Here is a 23,682-nt window from a genome sequence, read left to right as displayed (position 1 = left end):
TCCTACGCCGCGACGAGATACGAGAAGACGGACTCGAGGGACTCGTCGGACGGCGAGACCGTGAGCAGCCGGATGCCGTGGTCCTTGGCCACCCGGGGCAGCAGGACCGTGAACCGGCCGAAGTCGACGGCCTGGATGCGCAGCGCACCTTCGGCCAGGTCGACCTCGATGCCGGACGTCGACGGGTCGGCGATCAGCGCGGCCGCGAGGGCGCGGTCGTCGCTGGAGCGGACCAGGTAGCGGTGCGGGCGGTCGGTCATCAGGCGGCGGATCTTGCGGAAGTCGCCGCTGGCCGCGTGCCGTCCGGCCACCACCACCTCGATGTGCCAGGCCAGTTGCTCGACCTCTTCGAGGATGTGGGACGAGAACAGCACCGTGCGGCCCTCGTCGCCCATCCGCCGCAGCAGGTCCATGAGCTGCATGCGCTGGCGCGGGTCCATGCCGTTGAAGGGCTCGTCGAGCAGGAGCAGCGAGGGGTCGTGGACCAGGGCGGACGCCATCTTCACGCGCTGGCGCATGCCCTTGGAGTACGTCGAGATCTTGCGGTCCTGCGCGTACTCCATCTCGACCGTGGCCAGCGCCTTCTGGGCCGCTTTGGCGCCGAGACCGTGCAACTCCGCGTTGGCCACGACGAATTCGCGCCCCGTAAGGAAGTCGTACATCGCCTCACGCTCGGGGACGATGCCGATGTGCTTGTAGATCTGTTCGTTGCGCCAGACCTGCTGGCCGTCCAGGGTGACGGTGCCGGTGGAGGGGGCGAGGAAGCCGCCCATCATGTTGATGAGGGTGGACTTGCCGGCGCCGTTCGGGCCGAGGAGTCCGGTGACGCCGGGGCCGACGTTCATGGTGATGTCGTTGACGGCGACCACGTTGCCGAACCAGCGGGAGACGTGGTCGATGGAGAGCGTGGTCACAGGCCCACCTTCCGGTAGCGGCGGATCAGGAGGCCGTAGGTCGCGGCGATGAGGCCCAGGACGGCGAGGACGTAGACCACACCTTGCGCGTGGCTGGGACCGACGCCTCCGGGGGACGCCGAACTCGCGCCCAGGAACGCCGACTGGAGACCGTCGATGAGGGTGACGGGCGAGAAGAGGCCGATCCAGGGGATGGCGCCCGTGGAGTTCTGCGCGTCGGCGATCGCCTGGAGGGTGGAGACCGCGCCGGAGGAGATGGTCAGTACGGCGATGATGGCCGCGATGCCGAAGCCGCGGCGCGGGGTGACGGCGGCGATGACCAGGCCGATGCCGGCGAAGAGCAGTGAGAGGAGGGTCACGGAGACGAGTGCCTGGGCGAAGCCCTTGGTCTGGTCGGCGAAGTCCAGCTTGGCCAGCAGGGCGCCTACGTAGAGCACGATCAGCGGGGCCCCGGTGAGGATGAGCATGGCCGAGGCCAGGGCCGCGAACTTGGCCCTTACGTAGTCGGCGGTCTCGATCGGCCGCGAGAAGTACAGCGGCACGGTCTTGAAGCGCAGGTCGCGCGAGACCGACTGGGGTGCCTGCGAGGCTACGTAGAGGCCGATGACGGCCTGCATGATGATCGCGTAGCGCGTGTAGTCGACGGGCAGGTCCTTGGCCTTCGTGGCGACCGCGACGGCCACCATGATGGCCGCGGGCACGCACATGACCACGAACAGCAGCATCGGCAGCACCTTGGACTTCACCGAACGGCCGAGGCCGTACGAGCCGCGCAGGGACTGCGAGTAGAGGGAGCGGCGGGCGTACGCGCGGCCCAGGCGGGGGCCGTCGTAGTGGCGGTAGCCGATGTTGTGGATGCGGGTCTGGTCGCCCGGCTGGGGGACCAGGGGCTGGTCAATTGCCATGGCCTACGGCCTCCTTCCGCTCTGCGTCGTGGTCGGTGCCCGTGTCGGCGTCGGTGAAGACCTCGGAGATGTGGTGCCTGCGCTGTTCCATGCGCACCAGGCCCAGGCCGAGGTCCGCGATCACGTCCCGGACCACGTCGTACGTCTCCTCGCCCGTGGCCGTCAGGAGGAGGACGTGGCCGGCGCCCGGGAGGCCGCTGCCGTCGTGCGTGTCCACCCCGCGCGCGTGGAGCGCGTCGCGCACCGCGCGGGTGCCGTCCGGGTGCTCGTCGGTGTCGGTGACCTCGATCGCCAGGGTGGTCGTGATCTGGGTGAAGTCGGTGGTGGAGCTGGACCGCAGGAGCTTGCCGCCGTCGACCACGATCACGTGGTCGCAGGTGCGCTCCAGCTCGCCGAGCAGGTGCGAGGTCACCAGCACCGAGATGCCGAAGTCCGTGTGGATGCGGCGGATGAGGCCGAGCATCTCGTCGCGGCCGACCGGGTCGAGGCCGTTGGTCGGCTCGTCCAGGAAGACCAGCTGCGGGTCGTGGACGAGGGCCTGCGCGAGCTTGACGCGCTGCTTCATGCCCGTCGAGTAGCCGCCGATGGGGCGGTAGCGCTCCTCGTACAGACCGACATGGCGCAGGGTGTCCGCGGTGCGCTCTCGGGCCGCGGTGGGCGGCAGGCCGGACATGCGCGCCATGTGGACGACGAACTCGGTGGCCGAGACGTCGGGCGGCAGACAGTCGTGCTCCGGCATGTACCCGACGCGCTCGCGGATGTCGGCACCCTTGGTGGCGACATCGAGGCCGAGCACTTCGGCTCGGCCCTCGGAGGCGGGGGACAGACCCAGCAGGATCTTGATCAAGGTGGACTTGCCGGCTCCGTTGGCACCGACGAGCCCCGTCACACCGGGTCCGACGTCCACGGAGAGCCGGTCAAGCGCGGTCACCCGTGGGAACCGCTTGCTCAGGCTTTCGGTCGCGATCACAGTCACGTCTACGAAGGTAGTGACGCGGGCCACTGCGGTCGTCACCCCGCAGAGCTGTACTCACGTCAGACTCCAGACGTACGGGTCCGTAGGGGATGCCCCTACTTGAGGGCTACGCGACCGGCCCTCGCGGTTGTCCACAGGTAGAGATCACGCCTATTGACGCAGCCTCTAACAACTGTCACATTCACGAGTGTCAAGTTACGAGCACGTACCGCAGTCGGTGTGGACAGGTGGGGCGGTGGCATGACTACGGCGGTGACACGCGAACTCTCCGCGGAACTGCGGGGGTTCAGGGAGGTCCAGCGGCTGGCGTACGAGTGCGCCGAGGCCGTCGCGGCCCGGCTGGAGCCCGGGGTGAGCGAGCGCGACGCGGCGCGGATGCAGCGGTCGTGGCTGCGCGCTCGGGGTGTGAGCGACTGGTTCCATCTGCCCTTCGCCTGGTTCGGCGACCGCACGGCGTTCACGAACTTCCGGGTGCCGCTGCAGTTCTTCCCCACGGGCCGCGGTCTTGAGCCCGGGATGCCGTTCATCCTGGACATGGCCCCCGTGTACAAGGGCTACACGGCCGACATCGGCTACTCGGGCTCCCTGGGCGCCAACCCGGTGCAGGCCAGGCTGATGGCCGACCTGGAGGCGCACCGCGAGCTGCTCCTGCGGGAGGTGCGCGAGCGGCGCCCGCTGCGCGAGATCTACGAGGACGTGGACCGCCTCATGGTCCGCCAGGGCTACGCCAACCGGCACCGCGCGTACCCCTTCGGCGTGATCGCGCACAAGGTCGACCGGGTCGCCGAACGCCCTTGGTCCCCCAGGCTGTTCGGGTTCGGCACGCAGTCCCTGAAGGGCCTGGCGAGCGACGCGCTGCACGGCCACCGCGACGGCTGGTCCCCGCTCTGGTCGCCGTACCGCTTCTCCGACCACCCCCCGCACCCGGGCCTGTGGGCGGTCGAACCGCATCTCGGATTCCGGGGCACGGGCGCCAAGTTCGAGGAGATCCTGGTCGTCACCGACTCCAGGGACCCCGAACAGAGCGCCTTCTGGCTCGACGACGATCTGCCGCACGTGCGGCGCTGGGCGGAGGACAAGTGACGCTTGAGGGTGCGCGCGAGCGCTGGGTGCGGACGGGTGGAGTCGAGCTGTGCGTGGCCGAGTTGGGGGACCCCTCGCGCCCCACGGTCGTCCTGGTGCACGGCTACCCCGACACCAAGGAGGTGTGGTCCGAGGTCGCGTCCCGCCTCGCGGACCGCTTCCACGTCGTCCTCTACGACGTCCGGGGCCACGGCCGGTCGACGGCACCGGAGCCGCTGCGGGGCGGGTTCACCCTGGAGAAGCTCACGGACGACTTCCTGGCGGTCGCGAACGCGGTCAGCCCGGACCGGCCGGTGCACCTCGTGGGGCACGACTGGGGCTCGGTGCAGTCCTGGGAGTTCGTCACCGTCGAGCAGACGGTGGGCCGGATCGCCTCCTTCACATCGATGTCCGGGCCGTCCCTCGACCACTTCGGGCACTGGATCAACAAGCGCCTGACCCGGCCCACCCCGCGCCGCGTCGGCCAACTCCTCGGCCAGGGCGCCAAGTCCTGGTACGTGTACCTGCTGCACACGCCCGTGCTGCCCGAACTCGCCTGGCGCGGCCCCCTGGGCAGGCGCTGGCCGAAGATCCTGGAGCGCGTCGAGAAGGTCCCCCGCGGCGACTACCCGACCTCGTCGCTCCCCACGGACGCGGCCCACGGCGCCTGGCTGTACCGCGACAACGTCCGCGCCCGGCTGCGCAGGCCGCGCACGGACGCGTACGCGCACGCGCCCGTGCAGCTCATCACACCCCTGGGGGACGCGTTTCTCTCCGAGAAGCTCTACGACGAACTGGAGTTGTGGGCGCCTGGGGCGGTGCGCCACACGCTGCCCGCCAAGCACTGGATCCCGCGCACCAGGCCCGATCAACTGGCGTCCTGGATCACGGAGTTCGTGACCACTCATGAGGGCGAGCGGCCCAGGCCGACACCGGCGACCGGCAAGTACGTGGAGCGGTTCGGCGGCCAGCTCGTGCTGGTCACGGGCGCGGGCAGCGGCATCGGGCGGGCCACGGCGTTCGCGTTCGCCGAGTCCGGCGCGCGCGTGGTGGCCGTGGACCGGGACACCGAAAGTGCCGCCCGCACCGCCGAGTTGGCGCGGCTGATCGGCGCCCCCGAGGCCTGGGCGGAGACGGTCGACGTCTCCGACGAGCAGGCCATGGAGAAGCTCGCCGCGAAGGTCGCCGCCGAGTACGGCGTGGTGGACGTGCTCGTGAACAACGCCGGAATCGGACTCTCCGGTTCCTTCTTCGACACCACCCCGGAGGACTGGAAGAAGGTCCTCGACGTCAACCTGTGGGGCGTGATCCACGGCTGCCGCCTCTTCGGGAAACAGATGGCCGACCGCGGCCAGGGCGGCCACATCGTCAACACCGCGTCGGCGGCGGCCTTCCAGCCCTCCAAGGCGCTCCCCGCGTACAGCACCTCCAAGGCGGCCGTGCTGATGCTCAGCGAGTGCCTGCGCGCGGAACTCTCCGGGCAGGGGATCGGCGTCTCGGCGATATGCCCCGGCCTCGTCAACACCAACATCACCTCGACCGCGCACTTCGCCGGGGTCGACGCCGCCGAGGAGAAACGGCGCCAGAAGAAGTCGGCGCGGCTCTACGGGATGCGCAACTACCCGCCGGAGAAGGTCGCCGACGCGATCCTGCGGGCCGTCGTCCGCAACGAGGCCGTCGTGCCCGTCACCCCGGAGGCGCGCGGCGCCCACCTCATGTCCCGGTTCGCCCCGCGCGCGTTGCGGGCGATGGCCCGCCTGGAGCCGCCGCTGTGACCTCCGAGAGCGAGCGGCACGCGATCGCCCCGCGCCGGGTCTCCTTCGACTGGTCGCGCACACCCCTGCACTGGATACCGGACGAGCCGACCGCCACCCACGTCATCAACGTGCTGCACCTGCTGCTACCGGCGGGGGAGCGGTGGTTCGTGAAGGTCTTCAAGGAGGGCCTGCCGCTGGTCAGGGACCCCGAACTCCTCGCGGACGTCAAGGGGTTCATGGGCCAGGAGGCCACCCACAGCGTCCAGCACGCGCACGTGCTGGACCATCTCGCGGCCCAGCGGCTCGACACGGCGGACTTCACCCGGCACGTCGACTTCCTCTTCGAACGGCTCCTCGGCGAACGCCCGCCGTTCGGCGCGCCGTTGCCCGAGCGGGAGTGGCTGCGCTTCCGGCTGGCGGTCGTCGCGGCGATCGAGCAGTTCACGGCGGTGCTGGGCGACTGGATCCTGGCCGCCGATGCCCTCGACCGGTCCGGCGCCGACGCGATCATGCTCGACCTGCTGCGCTGGCACGGCGCCGAGGAGGTCGAACACCGCGCGGTCGCCTACGACATGTTCCAGCACTGCGGCGGCCGCGGCCTCCCCCGCTACGCCCGCCGCGTCGCCGGCATGGCGGTGACGGCCCCCGTGATGCTCTCCCTGTGGGCCTGGGGCACGGCCTACCTGATCCGCCACGACCCCCAGCTCGCCGGCCGCGTCCGCTACTCGCTCACCGCACACAACAGGGCCGTACGCAAAGGCCTGTTGCCCACCTGGCGCTCCCTCGGCGCGGCCGTACCCCGCTATCTGCGCCGCTCCTACCATCCGTCGCGGGAGGGGTCGTTGAACCGGGCGGTGGAGTACCTGAAGCGCTCGCCGGCGGCACGGGCGGGGGCCGCGTGAGGTCCGGGGCGGGCGGACACGGGGCGAGGGGAGCGGTCGGCTCCCGCGAGGCCGCCTACCGCATCGAGGACCTCGCGCATCTCAGCGGCGCCACCGTCCGCACCATCCGTGCCTACCAGGACCGCGGCCTGCTCCCCCGCCCCGAGCGGCGCGGCCGGGCCAACGTGTACGCCGACGTCCATCTCGCCCGGCTCCGGCAGATCGCGGACCTCCTCGACCGCGGCTACGGCCTGGCGTCCATCAAGGAGTTGCTGGACGCCTGGGACGCGGGCCGGGGCCTGGGCGGGGTGCTCGGGCTGGCCGCCGAGGTCGACGGGCCGTGGACGGACGAGGAGGCCGTCCGGATCTCGCGCGCCGAGCTGGAGCAGCGCTTCGGCGGCAGCCCGGACGACGCGGCCGTCGCCGAGGCCGTCGAACTCGGCGTACTGGAGCCGGTCCCCGGAGACACCGACTCCTTCCTCGTCCCGAGTCCCCAAGAGCTGGCGGTGGCCGTCGAGTTGTACGCCTCCGGGGTGCCGCTGCCCGCGATCTCCTCCCACCTGCGGGAGTTGAGGTTCCAGGTGGAGCACATCGCCTCCCGTTTCCTGGAGTTCACCACCGAGCACGTCTTCGCCCGCTACCTCGACGGATCGCACCGCCCGACCGACGCCGACGCGACCGAGGCGGCCTCGCTCGTACGACGACTGCGCCCGCTCGCGCAGCAGACCGTGGACGCCGAACTCGCCCGCGCGATGCGGCTGTTCGCCAACCGGTCGCTGCGCCGGCACCTCGGTGCGGCGGAGTCTTCCCGGCCCGTGTCCTCGTCACGTTCCGTGGCGGTGCCCGAGACGACAATGCGGGCCGTGGAGGGGTTGGTTGGGGCGGAGAAGGCGGGCGAGTTCATCGCGTTGGCGGCCGAACGGGAGCTGCGGGCAAGGGCGTTGGATGCGCTCATGCCAAGGGGTGTGCCCCCAGCTGATCTTGACGAACAGGGGTGACATGACAGGGAGTTGTCCACAGAAACGCCAATTCCCCTGTGGATAACTACAGTTGGTTGTGGATCAAACATCGGCCACAAAATAAAATGCGTGATCCACGTCTCTCCCGTCATGCTGACCGGATGGATGAAAGACGCACCGTGAAGGTGTCGAAGTACCTCTCCAAGCATCTGCGCCACCAGCCCGAGCGGATCGGGCTCACTCTCGACGAGGCCGGCTGGGTCGAGATCGACACGCTGATCGCCGCCTGTGCCGCACATGGATTCCGGTTCAGCCGCGAGGAACTCGACCAGGTGGTGGCCACGAACGACAAGCGCCGCTTCGCGATCGAGGGCACCCGGATCCGCGCCAGCCAGGGCCACAGCATCGAGGTCGACCTCGGACTGCCTCCGGCCACCCCGCCGCCGTACCTCTTCCACGGCACGGTCGCCCGCAACCTGGACGCGATCCGGGCCGAGGGGCTGCGGCCCATGAACCGCCACGCCGTACACCTCTCCGCCGACCGGGAGACGGCGACCCGTGTGGGCGCCCGCCGCGGCCGGCCCGTCGTGCTCTCCGTGGACGCGGGCGCGATGCACAAGGACGGCCATGTGTTCCGGGTCAGCGAGAACGGGGTCTGGCTCACGGAGGCGGTGCCCGTGCGGTATCTGCGGTTCCCCGCGCCTCACTGACCCCGTACGACCCGAGGCGTACCGCCCCCGGTATGGCCTCGGCGGCACCACCCTCGGCATGATCAGTGGTATGGACCACTTCCACAGCACCGAGGCCGCCGTCACCGCCCTCCGCGACATCGCGTCCGAGTACGCGCGGGAGATCGAGGTCACCCACGACATCGGCGCCGACCAGACCTCCCGCCGCACCTCCGCGGGCTTCGGCGTCACCACCGACCCGGACGGTTCGCTCCCGCACGAGGCCTTCGCCGAGTTCGGCGGACTGCCCCGGGTGAGCGTGCGGCTCTATCCCGAGGACGACGCGCTGATCACGGTCGAGGGCATCGACTGCCCCGACATTGCCCGCGACGACGTCCCCGCCTTCCTCCGCTCGGTCTTCGACGGCCGCGCCTACGTCAAGTCCCGCCGTTTCCCGCCCAGTTGCAACCTGGTCGTCCCGCTGCCCGGCGACCGGACGCACAAGGAGTGGATCTCGATGATCGTCCTCACGCCGTGGCTGAACAGCCGCATACGGTGACGGTTTCACGTGAAACACGGACAGCCGCATAGCCTGGGAATCATGAGCCTGCGCCTGAGCACCGTGATCCTCCCGTACCGCCGCTGGAACGAGGGGAGCCGCGAGTCCTGGCAGCGCGCGGAGCAGCTCGGCTTCCACACCGGCTTCACCTACGACCACCTGTCCTGGCGCACCTTCCGGGACGGCCCGTGGTTCGGTGCCGTACCGACGCTGACCGCCGCCGCGGCCGTGACCGAGCGGATGCGGCTGGGCACCCTCGTCACCTCGCCGAATTTCCGGCACCCGGTGACCCTCGCCAAGGAACTCATCTCGCTGGACGACGTCTCCGACGGGCGGGTCACCCTGGGCATCGGCGCGGGCGGCACCGGCTTCGACGCCACCGCGCTCGGCCAGGAGCCGTGGACCCCGCGTGAGCGTGCCGACCGGCTCGGGGAGTTCGTTCCGCTGCTGGACCGGCTGCTCACCGAGGACTCCGTGTCGTACAAGGGGGACTTCTACTCGGCGCACGAGGCGCGCAACATCCCGGGCTGTGTGCAGCGGCCCCGGCTGCCCTTCGCGGTGGCCGCCACTGGTCCTCGTGGGCTGAAGCTCGCCGCCCGGTACGGCCAGGCGTGGGTGACCACCGGCGACCCCAAGCTGTTCGAGAACGGCACCCCTGAGCAGTCGGTTCACGCCATTCGCGGGCAGGTCGACAGGCTGGCCGACGCCTGCGCTGCGATCGGCCGGGACGCGGCCGGGATCGACAAGATCCTGCTCACCGGTTTCACCCCGGACCGCGGCCGTCCGCTGGAGTCCCTCGGCGCCTTCGTCGATTTCGCGGGCCGGCACCAGGAACTGGGCTTCACCGACATCGTGATCCACTGGCCCATCCCGGACTCCGACTTCGCCGCGGACGAGAAGGTCTTCGAGCAGATCGCCATGGAGGCTCCGACCCAGCTCCGCTGAGCCGGCACCACGGTTTGGCCGGGACCGTGGAGTGCAACAGCCCTGGTAGGGGCGGTATCCACTCACCTGTGCACTCTCCCGCACAGCCGTGCGGGCATATGCGGGAGAATGGCCCGGTGACCTCAGCTACTCGACAGCCCGAGACCCCGGCCTCCGCCGTCCCGCCACGGCTGATCGCCACCGACCTGGACGGCACTCTGCTGCGCGACGACAAGTCGGTGTCCCCCCGCACGGTGGCGGCTCTTGCGGCGGCCGAGGAGGCGGGTATCGAGGTCTTCTTCGTCACCGGCCGGCCGGCCCGCTGGATGGACGTCGTCAGCGACCACGTCCACGGCCACGGCCTGGCGATCTGCGGCAACGGCGCCGCCGTGGTCGACCTGCACGGCGGCCCCGGCGCCCACCGCTTCGTGAAGGTCCGCGAACTGGCCCGGGAGAACGCCCTCGACGCCGTACGCCTGGTCCGCGAGGCCGCGCCGGGCACGGTGTACGCGATCGAGCTGACATACGGCTTCTACCAGGAGCAGGCGTATCCGAAGCTGCACATGGAGATACCGGACAGCCTCGCCACCGCCGAGAAACTCCTCGCGCCGGACGCCCCGGGGGCCGACGAACCGGTGCTGAAGATCCTCGCGTTCCACCCCGAGCTGGACCCGGACGTCTTCCTGAACGTCGCCCGCCTCGCCCTCGGCGACCGCGCCAACGTCACCCGCTCCAGCCCCAGCGCCCTGCTGGAGATCAGCGGGCCCGGCGTCTCCAAGGCCAGCACCCTCGCCCTGTGCTGTGCGGAACGCGGTATCGCACCCGAGGAGGTCGTCGCCTTCGGAGACATGCCGAACGACGTCGAGATGCTCACCTGGGCGGGACAGTCGTACGCGATGGGCAACGCGCACCCGGACGTGCTCGCCGCGGCCTCCGGGCGGACCGTCGACAACAACGAGGACGGTGTGGCGGTCGTGATCGAGCGGATGCTGGCGGTACGGCGGTAAGAGCCGTTGGCCTGGGGCACGGTCCTTACTTGGAGGCTCAGCCGATCTGTACGCCCCGCTGTGCCAGCCAGGGCAGTGGGTCGACCGCCGATCCCATGTCCGGGGTGACCCGTACCTCGAAGTGCAGGTGCGGGCCGGTGGAGTTGCCGGTCGTGCCGGACTGGGCGATCCACTGGCCGGTGGTCACCCGGTCCCCCTGGTCGACGGTGACGGCGGCGAGGTGGGCGTACTGCGTGTAGTAGCCGCCCGGGTGCTCGATGACGATCTCGATGCCGAAGGCGCCTCCGCAGGACACCCGTACCACCCGGCCCGCTCCGGCCGCGCGCACCGGCGTGCCGATGAGCACCGCGAAGTCCTGGCCGGTGTGCCGGTTCGCCCAGCGGGAGCCGCCGCTGCCGAAGCCCGCGGACAGTTCGACGGTCTCCACCGGCGCGACCCACGGGTCGGTGACCCGGTTCGGCGGCTGGTCGAGGCGGACGGCGCCCCGGCAATTGCCCGCCGCGACCGAGGCGTCCGCCTGACCCTGCAACTGGCCGCGTGCCTCGTCGAGTTTCCGCTGGATGCCCTGTTTCAGCTCGGCGAGTTCGGCGTTCCGCTTCTCCAGCGTCCGCCAGGCCGACGCGGCCTTCGCCTCGTCGCCGGCGAGCCGTGCCTCGGCCCGGTGGCTCCTGCCGATCGCGTTGCCGACGGCGAGATCCGCCTGGGAGAAGACATGCTGATCGCGCATCAGATCCTCGGGGCTGTCCGCGAGGAGGATCCGGGCGGCCATCGGGATACCGCCGCCACTGCGGTACTGGGCGCGGGCGATCCGCCCCAGGTCCTCGTGCAGCCGCGCGATCTCCCGCCGTTCACGGTCCAGTTGCCCCTCGACCTGCTGGGCACGGGCCCGTTGCGCGTCGGCCTCCTGCCGCCCCGCCTCGTACCGCTGCGCCGCGACCGCCGCGTCCTGGTACAGCCGCGCCACCTCCGCGCTGGCACCGGCGGCGGTGCGGGTGTCGTCGTCACCGGGACGGGCCGCCAGAACGGCGAGCGCGCACAACAGCACCGGAACGAGCAGCGGATGACGGCGAGATGAGCGCATGTCAGCGATCGTGACCCGCGCGGCGGGCGAGGGCCCTGTTCAAGTCGTACGCATGGGGGACACGTTGCTGCGAACGGCTCAGGGGGAGCCACGGCGGGCAGCTGCCTGACAGGACTCGGCGGAAGCCACACTGGACGGGTGCCTGACCGGGCTCGGGGGGGAGTCACACCGGACGGGTGTCTGACAGAGCTCAGCGGGAGTCACGGCGGACAGAATCCCGGCAAGGCTCGGTGGGAGTCACGCCGGACTAGGTCCCGGCGGGCTCGGCGGGAGACACCGCGGACAAAGTCCCGGCAGAGCTCAGCCGAAGCCACACCGAAGGGGTGCTTCACAGAGCTCAGCGGGAGACACCGCGGACAGAATCCCGGCAAGGCCCGGCAGAAGCCGCACCGGACGAGTGTCTGACAGGGCCAGCGGGAGTCACGCCAGACACGATCCCGGCCGGGGCTCGGCGGAAGCCGCACCGGACAAGGCCCCGCCAGGGCTCAGTGCGGCGCCTCCCACACCACCGTCGTACCGCCGCCGTCCTCGCCGATGCCCGGTCCGTACCAGCTGTCGCCGCCCAGGGATTCGGCCCGGCGCTTGAGGTTCTTCAGGCCGCTGCGGCGGCCGCCCGCGGGGATGCCGATGCCGTCGTCCGCGACGGTGAGCCGCACGCCGGGTCGGCCGTCCGGCAGGGGCGCGGTCGCGTCGACGACGACCTCGATGCGAGCGGCCTCCGCGTGGCGGAACGCGTTGGAGAGGGCCTCGCGCAGAGCCGCGATGAGGTTCTTGCCGGTGGGGTCGCCGACCGTCGTGTCGATCGCGCCGACGAAACGGTGACCGGGCTTGAAGCCGAGCGGCACGGCCGCCATGTTGATCTCCCGCAGCACCCGCGTGCGCAGCCCCGAGGGCGCCTCGGCGGGGCCCTGCTGGAGCGCGAAGATCGCGGTGCGGATCTCCTGGATGGTGACGTCGAGTTCGTCGACGGCGTTGGCCACACCGTGCCGCACCTCGGGGACGAGCGACCCGCGCTGGGCGCTCTCCAGCATCATCCCGGTGGCGAACAGCCGTTGGATGACCAGGTCGTGCAGGTCACGGGCGATCCGGTCGCGGTCCTCGAACACCGCGAGCCGCTCCCGGTCGCGCTGCGCCTCGGCCATCATCAGCGCGAGCGCGGCCTGCGAGGCGAACTGGATCGCGAGGGTGCGCTCGGCCTCCGTGAACGGCCGCTCGCCCTGCGCGCGCGGCGTGACCAGGGCCCCCAGGACACGCCCGCCGCTCTGCAGGGGCAGCGCCATGATCGGCCCGTACGCACGCGCGAGGGCGCTGAGCATACGGGGATCGGTGGCCGCGTCCGCCACGAACACCGGCCGCCCGTCGAGGAGTTGCGCGATGATCTCGCTGTCCGGCGCGACGACCCTGCCGAGTTGGTCCGACGGCTGTTCCGAGGACACGGCGACGATCTCCATGCCGCCCTCGACCGCGGGCAGCAGCACGATCCCCGCCGCCGAACCGGAGAGCCGGCGGGCCCGTTCCGCGACGACCTGCAGCGCCTCCTCGGCGTCCCCGCCGGACAGCAGGGCGGTCGTGACGGCCACCGACCCGTCGATCCATCGCTCACGCTGCTTGGCGGCCTCGTACAGCCGGGCGTTGCCGATGGCGATACCGGCCTCGGTCGCCAGCACCCGGACCATGCTGACGTCGTAGTCGTTGAAGGGGTCCCCGCCGCGCTTCTCGCCCAGATAGAGGTTGCCGAAGACCTCCCCCGAGACGCGGATGGGAACGCCGAGGAAGGCACGCATCCGCGGATGGTGCTCGGGGAACCCCCAGGACCGCGGATCCTCGGTCACATCCACCAGCCGCACCGGCTCCGACTCCCGGATGAGCGCGCCGAGCAGGCCCGCGTGCCCGTCGGGAAACCGCCCGATCCGCCGCGCGGTCCCCGCGTCGACCCCGTGGAAGACGAAGTCGGCGAGCGCGTCGCCGTCCTCGTCGACGACACCGAGTCCCGCGTACCGGGCGTCCGTCAGCGTGGCCGCCGCCTCGCAGATCCGCTCCAGCGTGGAGTGCAGTTCGAGCCCGCTGCCCACAGACCGCATGGCCTCCAGCAACTGCGGGACGCGGGCGGCCAGTTCGGCCGACAGTCCCGGGGCGGACGACGGGGGACCGGAACGCGCGGCGGCTGACATACTCCGAGCCTAATTAGTCCCCTTTGTCACGGAAAGTCGAGAGGCTCGGCCACCGAACCCCCTACCCGGCCGCCACCAACAGCTCCGACTCCGCCTCCCGCTCCGCCATCCCCCGCAACGGCCCCTCCACCGACGCCAGTCCGGCGAACGGACCCCGCTGCACCACCCGCCCCTCGTCCAGCACGATCACCTCGTCCACGTCCTCCAGACCCGCGAGCCGGTGCGTGATGAGCAGTGTCGTACGGCCTTCCGTGGCGGCCAGCAGATCGGCGGTGAGCGCGTCGGCGGTCGCCAGGTCCAGGTGTTCGGCGGGCTCGTCGAGCACGAGGACCGGGAAGTCGGCGAGCAGCGCACGGGCGAGCGCCAGCCGCTGCCGCTGCCCTCCGGACAGCCGCGCCCCGTGCTCACCGACCAGCGTGTCGAGACCCTCGGGCAGCCCGTCGGCCCAGTCGAGCAGCCGGGCCCGCTCCAGCGCGGCCCGCAGTTCGTCCTCGGTCGCGTCCTTCCTCGCGAGCAGCAGGTTCTCGCGCACCGAGCTGTCGAAGAGGTGCGCGTCCTGCGCACACAGCCCGACGAGCCGTCGTACGTCGTCACCGTCCAGGGCGTACGCGTCCACACCGGCCAGCGTGTACGAACCCGCGTCCGCGTCCAGGAAGCGCAGCAGCACCTGCGCCAGCGTCGTCTTGCCGGACCCGGAGGTGCCGACAACGGCGACCCGGCGCCCCTTCTCCAACGTCAGGTCGAGCCCGGCAAGCGCGTCCCGGTCCTGCCCGGTGTGCCGGGCGGCCAGTCCCTGGACGATGAGCGGGAAGGGCGTCGAAGGCGCCTGCCGAGGCTGCTCCGGTTCCCGTACGGGATCGGGGGCGTCCAGCACCTCGTATACGCGCTCGGCGCTCTTGCGGACCCGCTGCCGGTACTGCACGGCGAGGGGCAGTCCGAGGACGGCCTCGAAGGCGGCGAGCGGGGTGAGGACGACGACCGCCGTCAACACACCGCTGAGCCGTCCCGCCGCGACGGCCTGGGCGGCGACGAGTGCGGTGGCGGCGAAGGTCAGGCCCGAGATCAGCGCGGTGAGGCCGTCGCCGAGGGCGGTGGCGGTGGCGGCGCGGGAGGCGATCCGGGTGAGGTCGCCATCGGCACGCTTGGCCTCCGCCGTACGGGCGGGCAGGGCTCCGGCGACCGTCAACTCGGCGGTGCCGGTGAGCAGTTCGGTCACGCGGGTGGCGAGCGCACCGCGGGCGGGGGCCAGTCGCCGTTCGGCACGGCGGGCCACGGCGCCGGTGACGAGGGGGACGCCGACGCCGGCCGCGACGAGGCCGACCGCGAGGACGGCACCGGCCTCGGGCAGCAGCCAGGCCGTGAAGCCGACCGTCGTGGCGGACACGGCTACCGCGACCCCGGCGGGCAGCAGCCAGCGCAGCCAGTAGTCCTGGAGCGCGTCCACGTCGGCGACGAGCCGGGACAGCAGATCGCCCCGGCGGGTGTCGCGCAGCCCGGCGGGCGCGAGCCGTTCGAGGCGCCGGTAGACGGCGACCCGGGTGTCGGCCAGCATGCGCAGCACCGCGTCGTGCGACACGAGCCGCTCCGCGTACCGGAACACGGCTCGCCCGATCCCGAAGGTCCGGGTCGCCGTCACGGCCACCATCAGATAGAGCACGGGCGGCTGCTGCGAGGCCCGCGAGATCAGCCACCCCGAGGTGCCCATGAGCCCAACGGCACTGCCCAGCGCGAGACTTCCGAGCAGCAGCGCCAGGACGAGACGCCCACGCCGGGCACCGGACATGGCACGGACGCGGGCGAGGACACCACCCTTGTGCGGCGCGAGCCGGGTCTCGGTTTCGTCGGGGGCGGCAGAACTCACCTTGATTTCCTGGGCAGTCCGCGTCTCGGGGGTCACCGACCCGGTTTCCGCCCGCACCGCGGTCACACCCTCCGTAACCCGCACCACCCGGTCGGCCACCGCCAGCAGGGCCGGCCGATGCACCACGAGCAGGACGGTCCGGCCGACCGCCAACCGCCGTACCGCCTCGACCACTTCGGCCTCGGTCGCTCCGTCCAACGCGGCCGTCGGTTCGTCGAGGAGCAGGACGGGCCGGTCGGCGAGGAAGGCCCGGGCGAGCGCGAGCCGCTGCCGCTGCCCGGCGGACAGCCCGGCCCCGTCCTCGCCGAGCACACTCCCGATGCCCTCGGGCAGCGCGTCCACGAAGTCCAGGGCACCGGCATCGGCCAACGCCCGCCGTACGGCGGTGTCGTCGGCGTCGGGGCGGGCGAGCCGGACGTTCTCGGCGATCGTCCCGGCGTAGAGCTGCGGGCGTTGCGGGACCCAGGCGATCCGGGACCGCCACCGCTCCAGGTCGACGTCGGCGAGATCGACTCCCCCGACGCGCACCCGGCCCTCGGTGGGCCGCACGAACCCCAACAGGGCGTTCAGCAAAGTGGACTTGCCCGAGCCGCTCGGGCCGACGAGGGCGACCGTCTCTCCGGGGTCCACGGCGAAGGACGCGTCCGACACGGCGTCCGCGGACCGCCCGGGGTACCGGACCGTCACGCCCTCGAAAGCCAGGGCGTCCGACGACACCTCTGCGGTGCCCGTGGCCGGTACCGGTGTCTCCAGTACCGCGAAGATCTCCTCGGCGGCGGCGAGGCCCTCCGCCGCCGCGTGGTACTGCGCGCCGACCTGGCGGAGGGGCAGGTACGCCTCGGGCGCCAGGACGAGGACGACGAGACCGACGTAGAGGTCCATGTCGCCGTGGACGAGGCGCATGCCGATCGTCACGGCGACCAGGGCGACGGAGAGGGTGGCGAGGAGTTCCAGGGCGAAGGAGGAGACGAAGGCGATGCGCAGGGTCCGCATGGTCGCCTGGCGGTACTCGCCCGTGATGCGGCGGATCGACTCGGCCTGTGCCTTGGCCCGGCCGAACACCTTCAGGGTCGGCAGGCCGGCGACCACGTCCAGGAAGTGCCCGGAAAGCCGCGACAGCAGCTGCCACTGCCGGTCCATCCGGGACTGCGTGGCCCAGCCGATCATCACCATGAAGAGCGGGATGAGCGGCAGCGTGCCGACGATGATCGTCGCCGACACCCAGTCCTCGGTGACGATCCGGGCCAGCACCGCGACCGGGACGACGATCGCGAGGCCCAACTGCGGGAGGTAGCGCGAGAAGTAGTCGTCGAGGGCGTCGACACCTCGGGTGGCGAGGGCGACCAGCGAACCGGTCCGCTGCCCGCTCAGCCAGCTGGGGCCCAGCTCCACGGAACGCTCCAGCAGCCGTCGCCGTAGCTCCGACTTCACGGCGGCGCTGGCACGGTGGGCGGCGAGTTCGGTGAGCCAGGAGACGAGGGCGCGACCGGCGGCGACCGCCGCCAACAGCAGCAGGGGAGTGCCGAGTTCACCGACGGACATCCGGTGCTGGAAGGCACCGACCACGACCTCGGCGATGAGCATCGCCTGGGCGATGACCAGCAACGCGCCGACAGCGCCCAGGCCGACGACCGCCATCAGGAAGAGGCGGGTGGCGCGGGCGTAGCGGAGCAGACGTGGGTCGATCGGTTTCACGTGAAACACACCCTCTTCTCAAGGGGTCCCAACAGGGCATGTTTCACGTGAAACATGCCCTGCGTTGGACTCAACGCTTGGACTCAGTGCGCGGCTTCGGCGATGTGCTGCGTGCCGATCCGCTTGCGGAACACCCAGTACGTCCAGCTCTGGTAGAGCAGCACGATCGGCGTGGCGATCCCCGCGCACCAGGTCATGATCTTCAGGGTGTACGGGCTCGACGAGGCGTTGGTGACCGTGAGACTCCAGTCCGGGTTGAGCGAGGACGGCATGACGTTCGGGAAGAGCGACAGGAAGAGCATCGCGACGGCCGCCACGATGGTGACCCCGGAGAACGCGAACGACCAGCCCTCACGCCCGACTTGGATCGCCCCCAGCGCCGCGACGAGTGCGACGACGGCCACGATCAGCGCGACCAGACTCTTGCCGTCACCGCTGTCGACCTGGGTCCAGATCAGGAAGGCCAGCGCCAACAGGGCGGTGACGAGACCGACTTGAAGGGCCAGCTTCCGCGCCCGGGCCCGGATGTCCCCGACCGTCTTGAGGGCCGTGAACACCGCGCCGTGGAAGGTGAAGAGCGTCAGCGTGACCAGCCCGCCGAGGATCGAGTACGGGTTGAGCAGGTCCCAGAAGTTGCCGGCGTACTCGAAGTTCTTGTCGATCTTCACGCCCCGGACGATGTTGCCGAAGGCCACGCCCCACAGGAACGCGGGGAGAATCGAGGTCCAGAAGATCGCGGTCTCCCAGTTGCGCTGCCAGTTCTCCTCGGGCCGCTTCGCCCGGTACTCGAAGGCGACGCCCCGGACGATCAGGCAGACCAGGATGATCAGCAGGGCGAGGTAGAAGCCGGAGAAGAGGGTGGCGTACCACTCGGGGAAGGCGGCGAAGGTCGCGCCGCCGGCCGAGAGGAGCCAGACCTCGTTGCCGTCCCAGACCGGGCCGATCGTGTTGATCAGCACCCGCTTCTCGGTGCGGTTCCGGGCGAGCAGCTTGGTGAGGATGCCGACCCCGAAGTCGAAGCCCTCCAGGAAGAAGTAGCCGGTCCACAGGACGGCGATGAGGACGAACCAGACGTCGTGCAGTTCCATGACTGTGCAGCTCCCTCGGCCTAGTAGGAGAAGGCCATCGGCTTGTCGGCGTCCTGGGAGTCGCCGCCGATCTTCGTGGGCGGGTTGAGGTCGGCCTCGGTGAGTTCGGGCGGGCCGGCCTTGACGTACTTCGCGAGCAGCTTGACCTCGATGACGGCGAGGATCGCGTAGAGCGAGGTGAAGACGATCATCGAGGTGAGGACCTCGCCCTGGGAGACGCTGGGGGAGACCGCGTCACGGGTCTGGAAGAGGCCGTAGACGACCCAGGGCTGGCGGCCCATCTCGGTGAAGATCCAGCCCCAGGAGTTGGCGATCAGCGGGAAGCCGAGGGTCCAGATCGACACGAGCCAGTAGAGCTTGGTGAGTTTCGGGCCGAGGGCCTTGTTCTTGAAGAGGACCACGTTCGGCACCTCGTCCTCACCGACCCTCAGATGCTGGGCCAGCATGAACTTCTTGCGGGTCAGCCAGAGTCCGGCCAGGCCGATGACGAAGGACGCCATGCCGAAGCCGATCATCCAGCGGAACGCCCAGAAGGTGACGGGGATGATGGGCCGGTAGTCGCCGGGACCGTACTTGGCCTGCTCGGCCTTGTTGGTGTCGTTGATGCCGGGGACGTACGAGTTGAAGTCGTCGTCGGCGAGGAAGGACAGTATCCCGGGGATCGACAGCTCGACGGAGTTGTGGCCCTTGCTGACGTCGCCGTAGGCGAAGATCGAGAACGGCGCGGAGTTCTGGCCGTCCCACAGCGCCTCGGCGGCGGCCATCTTCATGGGCTGCTGCTTGAACATGACCTTGCCGAGGGTGTCGCCGCTGACGGCGGTGAGCAGGCCGGCGATGGCGACGGTGACCAGGCCCAGCCGCAGCGAGCTCTTCATCACCGCGATGTGCTTCTTGCGGAACAGGTGGAAGGCCGCGATGCCGACCATGAACGCGCCGCCGGTCAGGAAGGACGCGGAGAGCGTGTGGAAGGCCTGCGCGAGGGCGGTGTTCTGGGTCAGCACGTGCCAGAAGTCGGTGAGTTCGGCACGGCCCTTGGCCTTGTTGATCCGGTAACCGACGGGGTGCTGCATCCACGAGTTGGCCGCGAGGATGAAGTACGCCGACAGGATCGTGCCGATCGAGACCATCCAGATGCAGGCCAGGTGGATCCGCTTGGGCAGCTTGTCCCAGCCGAAGATCCACAGCCCGATGAAGGTGGACTCGAAGAAGAACGCGATCAGCGCCTCGAAGGCGAGCGGGGCACCGAAGATGTCACCGACGAACCGCGAGTAGGTGGACCAGTTCATGCCGAACTGGAACTCCTGGACGATGCCCGTGACGACGCCCATGGCGATGTTGATCAGGAAGAGCTTGCCCCAGAACTTGGTGGCCCTGAGGTACTTCTCCTTCTCCGTGCGCACCCATGCGGTCTGCAGCCCGGCCGTGAGAGCGGCGAGCGAGATCGTCAGAGGGATGAACAGGAAGTGGTAGACGGTGGTGATGCCGAACTGCCATCGCGCCAGTGTCTCCGGCGCCAGAGCCAATTCCACGTCGTCAGTCTCCTTACGTCGCCGTGGTACAGCGGCAGTTTGCCCCTTTTGTCGCACACATCATGGGACGAACCGGGACACGCTTGTGAACGCGTTCACATTCACAAGCTATTATGACGTACGGATTTTCGGCAGCGGAAGGGGGGTCCCGTTCGGAGGCCCATTACGAAGGGGGGTCACCGGTTGGCAACCCCCCTGACGTCACTCGTTACGAACCCTCACATCGGCGGCCGTGACCAACGACACCGCCGGCGACGGCTAGAGCTCCTTGCGGAACCCCTCCGCCACCTTCAGGAAGATGTCGTTCCCCTCGGTCTCCCCGATCGTGATCCGCACGCCCTCGCCCGCGAACGGCCTCACCACCACGCCGTGTTGCTCGCAGGCCGCCGCGAAGTCGAGGGTGCGCTCCCCCAGCCGTAGCCACACGAAGTTGGCCTGGGTCTCCGGGACCGTCCAGCCCTGGGCGCGCAGTGTGTCGGCCACGCGGGTGCGCTCGCCGACCAACGAGCCGACGCGGCCGAGCAGTTCGTCCTCGGCGCGCAGCGAGGCGATCGCCGCGTCCTGCGCGAGCTGGCTCACGCCGAAGGGCACGGCCGTCTTGCGCAGCGCCGCGGCCACCGGCTCGTGGGCGATCGCGAAACCGACCCGCAGCCCGGCGAGACCGTAGGCCTTGGAGAAGGTGCGCAGGACGCAGACGTTCGGCCGATCACGGTAGAGCTGCACGCCGTCCGGCACGTCCATGTCGCGGATGAACTCCCGGTACGCCTCGTCCAGGACGACGAGCACGTCGCCGGGCACGCGGTCCAGGAAGCGCTCCAGCTCGGCCCGCCGTACGACCGTGCCGGTGGGGTTGTTGGGGTTGCAGACGAAGATCAGCCGGGTGCGGTCGGTGACGGCGTCGGCCATCGCGTCCAGGTCGTGCACGTCGCCCGGGGTCAGCGGGACCTGCACGGCCGTGGCGCCGCTGACGCGCGTGATGATCGGGTACGCCTCGAAGGAGCGCCAGGCGTACATGACCTCGTCGCCGGGGCCGGCGGTCGCCTGGATCAGCTGCTGGGCGACGCCGACCGAGCCGGTGCCGGTGGCCAGGTGGGAGACGGGGACGCCGAACCGTTCCGCCAGCTCGTTCATCAGGCCGGTGCACGCCATGTCGGGGTACCGGTTGAAGTTCTGGGCGGCCGCGGTGACGCTCTCCATCACGCCGGGGAGCGGGGGGTACGGGTTCTCGTTGGAGGACAGCTTGTAGGCCACCGGACCATCCGCCGAGGCGGGCTTGCCCGGCTTGTAGGTGGGGATACCCTCCAGCTCGGCGCGCAGCTTCGGGCTCGTCTCGCTCACCGCAGTCCTCCTTGTGACCACCACCGGCACCACCGGCTATCAATACTGCTCACCTTATGAGGATTAGCCGCCGAGGCGTACAGGTCCGGCGCGGGCGAGCGACCTGGGGTGCCCCCGCGAGCAGCCTCGGGGGGTCTGCCAGGTCGCCGTCGGCATCACCCCACGCGTCACATCCACATCAGGGGCAACACCGCACGAAGGCGCACGAACCGGGGGCGCGCTGTACATATATCTATGCGCCGGTAGCTCGCGCCGTGGCGCGCATCCCTCGTGCAGGTGAGTTGAGACCTCTTCGAAACATGGGGGTCTTGGCAGGCCCATGCGCGCCGACAAGTCACGTAATGCCATCGCATCGTTTAACTGACTTTGTTTCTAAGGCAGTTGACGGCTTTTGACCTTGCAGAAACGTGCCTGTCAACGCGTGCATATGCGTCCGCACTACCCCACCGCATGAGCCCTACTATCGGCTCGCCATGACAGCAGCAGGGAAGCACCAGGTGAGCCGCGCGGAAACCTCTCGTCGAGGAAGCCGGCCGGGCCGGGCGGGAATCAGAGACGTGGCCGCCGCGGCCGGAGTCTCCATCACGACCGTCTCCGACGCCCTCAACGGCAAGGGCCGGCTCCCGGACGCCACCCGACGCCATGTCCGCGAAGTCGCCGACCGGCTGGGCTATCGGCCCTCAGCGGCGGCTCGCACACTCCGTACCGGCAAGTCGGGCCTCATCGGCCTGACCGTGACGACGTACGGGGATGAACCTTTCACCTTCACCGAGTTCGCGTACTTCGCCGAGATGGCGCGGGCCGCCACCTCGGCCGCGCTCGCCCGCGGCTACGCCCTCGTGATCCTCCCCGCGACCTCGCGCCACGACGTGTGGTCGAACGTCGCCCTGGACGGCACGGTCGTCATCGACCCGTCCGACCAGGACCCGGTGGTCAGCGAGCTCGTCCGGCAGGGTTTACCGGTCGTCTCCGACGGCCGCCCGGCCGGCTCGCTCCCGGTGACCGCCTGGGTCGACAACGATCACGAGGCCGCGGTCCTGGGCATCCTGGACCACCTGGCCGACGCCGGCGCCCGCCGGATCGGCCTGCTCACGGGGACCAGCACGGACACGTACACACACCTCTCGACCACCGCATACCTGCGTTGGTGCGAGCGGGTGGGCCAGGATCCGGTGTACGAGTCGTATCCGGCGCACGATCCGTGCGCGGGGGCCGTCGCCGCCGACCGTTTGCTCGCCCGGCCCGACCGGCCCGACGCGGTCTACGGCCTGTTCGACCCCAACGGCACGGATCTGCTGGCGGCGGCGCGTCGCTACGGCATGCGGGTGCCGGAGGACCTGCTGCTCGTGTGCTGCAGCGAGTCCACGGTGTACGCGAACACCGAGCCGCCGGTCACCACGCTGTCCCTGAAGCCGCGGCGGATCGGTACGGCGGTGGTGCAACTCCTCATCGACGCGATCGAGGGGGTCGAATCCGACCTGCCGATCGAGCAGGTGATACCGACGGAACTGATCGTGCGGACGTCGTCCCAGCGGCGTCCGCCGAGGACGACGGTGAGTCCGCCTCGGTCGCCTGAGGGGAAGTAGGGGGCCGGAGGGGGTGCCCGGGGGTGGGGTTGGTGCCGTCCGGGTGGGTGTGGGCTCGGACGGGGGTGCGGGGTGGGGGTGTCCGGGGTTGCATCGGGGGCCGTAGTCCCGGTCCGCTCCGGGCACTGTGGCGGGGTGACGCCGTACCAGGCGGGCTCGGAGCCTGGTTGGCGGTCGGGGCGGTGCCCGGACTTCCGCAGGGGGTGCCGTCGTCGTACGGAAGCGGCAGCCGGACTTGCTCCGGGTCCCCGTGGGGCTCAGTGCCGCCGGGCGCCCGGCATCGAGACTCCCCTCGGGTGCCGTGTGCGAGCGGAACGGGGCCGGGACTCCCACCCGTCACCCCGTCCACCCGAGGCACCGCCCGGAGTACGCGCACCGGGTGCCCCGAGCAAGGCCGGGACGATGCCGCCAGGCGTCACGAGGATGGCCGGAGCGGCACCGGGGACTCCCCGCGGCCCGCGGCCGTAGAGGCCCCCCTCAAGTGCCCGTGGCGGCCCGAGGCCGACAGGCCAGGCGGTTGAGGCCCACCAGAGCCCCCACGAGCCCGCAGCCGCCAACGCAACGGGAGCGGGTCGTGGCGGTACGGCGCAGCCCGCCGCGTACCCGGCACCAACCCCGCCCCACCCTGGTAGCAGACCGAAGGGCCCCGAGGCGGCGGGCTGGCCGTACCGCCACGACCCCGACCCCACCCACCAACCGCACTGCGGGCCCTCAGCCACCC

At 70.6% G+C, this 23,682-nt stretch carries 18 protein-coding genes; 9 read left to right on the top strand and 9 right to left on the bottom strand.

The window, feature by feature from the left end; genetic code table 11:
* Nucleotides 1-2 precede the first annotated feature (2 nt).
* Genes OO69_RS37985 through OO69_RS37975 form a run of 3 tightly spaced genes read right to left on the bottom strand, consistent with a single transcriptional unit; the run spans nucleotide 3 to nucleotide 2,789 of the window.
* The gene (locus OO69_RS37985) at nucleotides 3-914 is read right to left on the bottom strand and encodes an ABC transporter ATP-binding protein (protein ID WP_033285489.1); all 912 of its coding nucleotides are present in this window, start codon (nucleotides 912-914) and stop codon (nucleotides 3-5) included.
* Complete coding sequence (locus OO69_RS37980; protein WP_033285488.1) at nucleotides 911-1,819, bottom strand: ABC transporter permease subunit; 909 nt, start codon at nucleotides 1,817-1,819, stop codon at nucleotides 911-913. Before OO69_RS37980 ends, OO69_RS37985 begins: the two co-directional genes overlap by 4 nt.
* Nucleotides 1,809-2,789, bottom strand: coding sequence for an ABC transporter ATP-binding protein (locus OO69_RS37975; protein WP_033285592.1), 981 nt, complete (start codon nucleotides 2,787-2,789; stop codon nucleotides 1,809-1,811). Before OO69_RS37975 ends, OO69_RS37980 begins: the two co-directional genes overlap by 11 nt.
* 246 nt (nucleotides 2,790-3,035) lie before the next feature.
* Here OO69_RS37975 and OO69_RS37970 point away from each other — a divergent pair, with 246 nt between their 5' ends.
* The 8 genes from OO69_RS37970 to OO69_RS37935 all read left to right on the top strand — a co-directional run bounded on the left by OO69_RS37970 (nucleotide 3,036) and on the right by OO69_RS37935 (nucleotide 10,612).
* Nucleotides 3,036-3,878, top strand: a complete 843-nt coding sequence (locus OO69_RS37970; protein WP_033285487.1) for a M24 family metallopeptidase — start codon at nucleotides 3,036-3,038, stop codon at nucleotides 3,876-3,878.
* The gene (locus tag OO69_RS37965) at nucleotides 3,875-5,632 is read left to right on the top strand and encodes an SDR family oxidoreductase (RefSeq protein ID WP_033285486.1); all 1,758 of its coding nucleotides are present in this window, start codon (nucleotides 3,875-3,877) and stop codon (nucleotides 5,630-5,632) included. Before OO69_RS37970 ends, OO69_RS37965 begins: the two co-directional genes overlap by 4 nt.
* Entirely contained in the window at nucleotides 5,629-6,516 is an 888-nt protein-coding gene (locus OO69_RS37960) for a metal-dependent hydrolase (protein ID WP_033285485.1), read from the top strand. The genes OO69_RS37965 and OO69_RS37960 overlap by 4 nt, the downstream gene beginning before the upstream one ends.
* Complete coding sequence (locus OO69_RS37955; protein WP_051801511.1) at nucleotides 6,513-7,493, top strand: MerR family transcriptional regulator; 981 nt, start codon at nucleotides 6,513-6,515, stop codon at nucleotides 7,491-7,493. The genes OO69_RS37960 and OO69_RS37955 overlap by 4 nt, the downstream gene beginning before the upstream one ends.
* A gap of 122 nt (nucleotides 7,494-7,615) precedes the next feature.
* The gene (locus OO69_RS37950) at nucleotides 7,616-8,164 is read left to right on the top strand and encodes an RNA 2'-phosphotransferase (RefSeq protein WP_033285484.1); all 549 of its coding nucleotides are present in this window, start codon (nucleotides 7,616-7,618) and stop codon (nucleotides 8,162-8,164) included.
* A gap of 58 nt (nucleotides 8,165-8,222) precedes the next feature.
* The gene (locus OO69_RS37945) at nucleotides 8,223-8,681 is read left to right on the top strand and encodes a hypothetical protein (RefSeq protein ID WP_234444636.1); all 459 of its coding nucleotides are present in this window, start codon (nucleotides 8,223-8,225) and stop codon (nucleotides 8,679-8,681) included.
* Between the two features lie 42 nt (nucleotides 8,682-8,723).
* The gene (locus OO69_RS37940) at nucleotides 8,724-9,626 is read left to right on the top strand and encodes an LLM class flavin-dependent oxidoreductase (protein WP_033285482.1); all 903 of its coding nucleotides are present in this window, start codon (nucleotides 8,724-8,726) and stop codon (nucleotides 9,624-9,626) included.
* A gap of 98 nt (nucleotides 9,627-9,724) precedes the next feature.
* Complete coding sequence (locus OO69_RS37935; protein ID WP_199811106.1) at nucleotides 9,725-10,612, top strand: Cof-type HAD-IIB family hydrolase; 888 nt, start codon at nucleotides 9,725-9,727, stop codon at nucleotides 10,610-10,612.
* A gap of 37 nt (nucleotides 10,613-10,649) precedes the next feature.
* Here the strand turns inward: OO69_RS37935 and OO69_RS37930 are convergent, their stop codons facing one another.
* From OO69_RS37930 to hisC, 6 genes are all read right to left on the bottom strand, one after another.
* The gene (locus OO69_RS37930) at nucleotides 10,650-11,693 is read right to left on the bottom strand and encodes a M23 family metallopeptidase (RefSeq protein WP_033285480.1); all 1,044 of its coding nucleotides are present in this window, start codon (nucleotides 11,691-11,693) and stop codon (nucleotides 10,650-10,652) included.
* Between the two features lie 485 nt (nucleotides 11,694-12,178).
* Nucleotides 12,179-13,864, bottom strand: a complete 1,686-nt coding sequence (locus OO69_RS37925; RefSeq protein ID WP_033285479.1) for a GAF domain-containing sensor histidine kinase — start codon at nucleotides 13,862-13,864, stop codon at nucleotides 12,179-12,181.
* A 61-nt stretch (nucleotides 13,865-13,925) separates the two neighbouring features.
* A complete protein-coding gene (gene cydD / locus OO69_RS37920) occupies nucleotides 13,926-17,420 on the bottom strand; it encodes a thiol reductant ABC exporter subunit CydD (RefSeq protein WP_033285478.1) in 3,495 nt (1,164 codons plus the stop codon).
* 83 nt (nucleotides 17,421-17,503) lie between these two features.
* A complete protein-coding gene (cydB, locus tag OO69_RS37915) occupies nucleotides 17,504-18,508 on the bottom strand; it encodes a cytochrome d ubiquinol oxidase subunit II (protein ID WP_033285477.1) in 1,005 nt (334 codons plus the stop codon).
* Between the two features lie 20 nt (nucleotides 18,509-18,528).
* Entirely contained in the window at nucleotides 18,529-20,037 is a 1,509-nt protein-coding gene (locus OO69_RS37910) for a cytochrome ubiquinol oxidase subunit I (protein WP_033285476.1), read from the bottom strand.
* Between the two features lie 258 nt (nucleotides 20,038-20,295).
* The gene (gene hisC, locus OO69_RS37905; protein ID WP_033285475.1) at nucleotides 20,296-21,375 is read right to left on the bottom strand and encodes a histidinol-phosphate transaminase; all 1,080 of its coding nucleotides are present in this window, start codon (nucleotides 21,373-21,375) and stop codon (nucleotides 20,296-20,298) included.
* Nucleotides 21,376-21,848: 473 nt separating this feature from the next.
* On the opposite strand from hisC, the gene OO69_RS37900 reads away from it, so the two are divergent.
* Nucleotides 21,849-22,961: a LacI family DNA-binding transcriptional regulator gene (locus tag OO69_RS37900; RefSeq protein WP_078622773.1), complete on the top strand. Its 1,113-nt coding sequence runs from the start codon at nucleotides 21,849-21,851 to the stop codon at nucleotides 22,959-22,961.
* The last annotated feature ends 721 nt before the right edge of the window (nucleotides 22,962-23,682 follow it).

Source organism: Streptomyces sp. NRRL F-525 (genome assembly GCF_000716605.1).
Taxonomy (GTDB): Bacteria; Actinomycetota; Actinomycetes; order Streptomycetales; family Streptomycetaceae; genus Streptomyces.
The sequence above is the reverse complement of the archived record's forward strand: the minus strand, read 5'-3'. Positions and strand labels throughout refer to the sequence as shown.

Bases quoted from the DNA above. Each gene is read 5' to 3' on its own strand.
- OO69_RS37900 (WP_078622773.1), top strand. From the start codon at position 21,849: ATGACAGCAGCAGGGAAGCACCAGGTGAGCCGCGCGGAAACCTCTCGT.
- OO69_RS37925 (WP_033285479.1), bottom strand. From the start codon at position 13,864: ATGTCAGCCGCCGCGCGTTCCGGTCCCCCGTCGTCCGCCCCGGGACTG.
- OO69_RS37970 (WP_033285487.1), top strand. From the start codon at position 3,036: ATGACTACGGCGGTGACACGCGAACTCTCCGCGGAACTGCGGGGGTTC.
- OO69_RS37950 (WP_033285484.1), top strand. From the start codon at position 7,616: ATGGATGAAAGACGCACCGTGAAGGTGTCGAAGTACCTCTCCAAGCAT.
- OO69_RS37930 (WP_033285480.1), bottom strand. From the start codon at position 11,693: ATGCGCTCATCTCGCCGTCATCCGCTGCTCGTTCCGGTGCTGTTGTGC.
- OO69_RS37940 (WP_033285482.1), top strand. From the start codon at position 8,724: ATGAGCCTGCGCCTGAGCACCGTGATCCTCCCGTACCGCCGCTGGAAC.
- cydB (WP_033285477.1), bottom strand. From the start codon at position 18,508: ATGGAACTGCACGACGTCTGGTTCGTCCTCATCGCCGTCCTGTGGACC.
- OO69_RS37935 (WP_199811106.1), top strand. From the start codon at position 9,725: ATGCGGGAGAATGGCCCGGTGACCTCAGCTACTCGACAGCCCGAGACC.
- OO69_RS37945 (WP_234444636.1), top strand. From the start codon at position 8,223: ATGATCAGTGGTATGGACCACTTCCACAGCACCGAGGCCGCCGTCACC.
- OO69_RS37980 (WP_033285488.1), bottom strand. From the start codon at position 1,819: ATGGCAATTGACCAGCCCCTGGTCCCCCAGCCGGGCGACCAGACCCGC.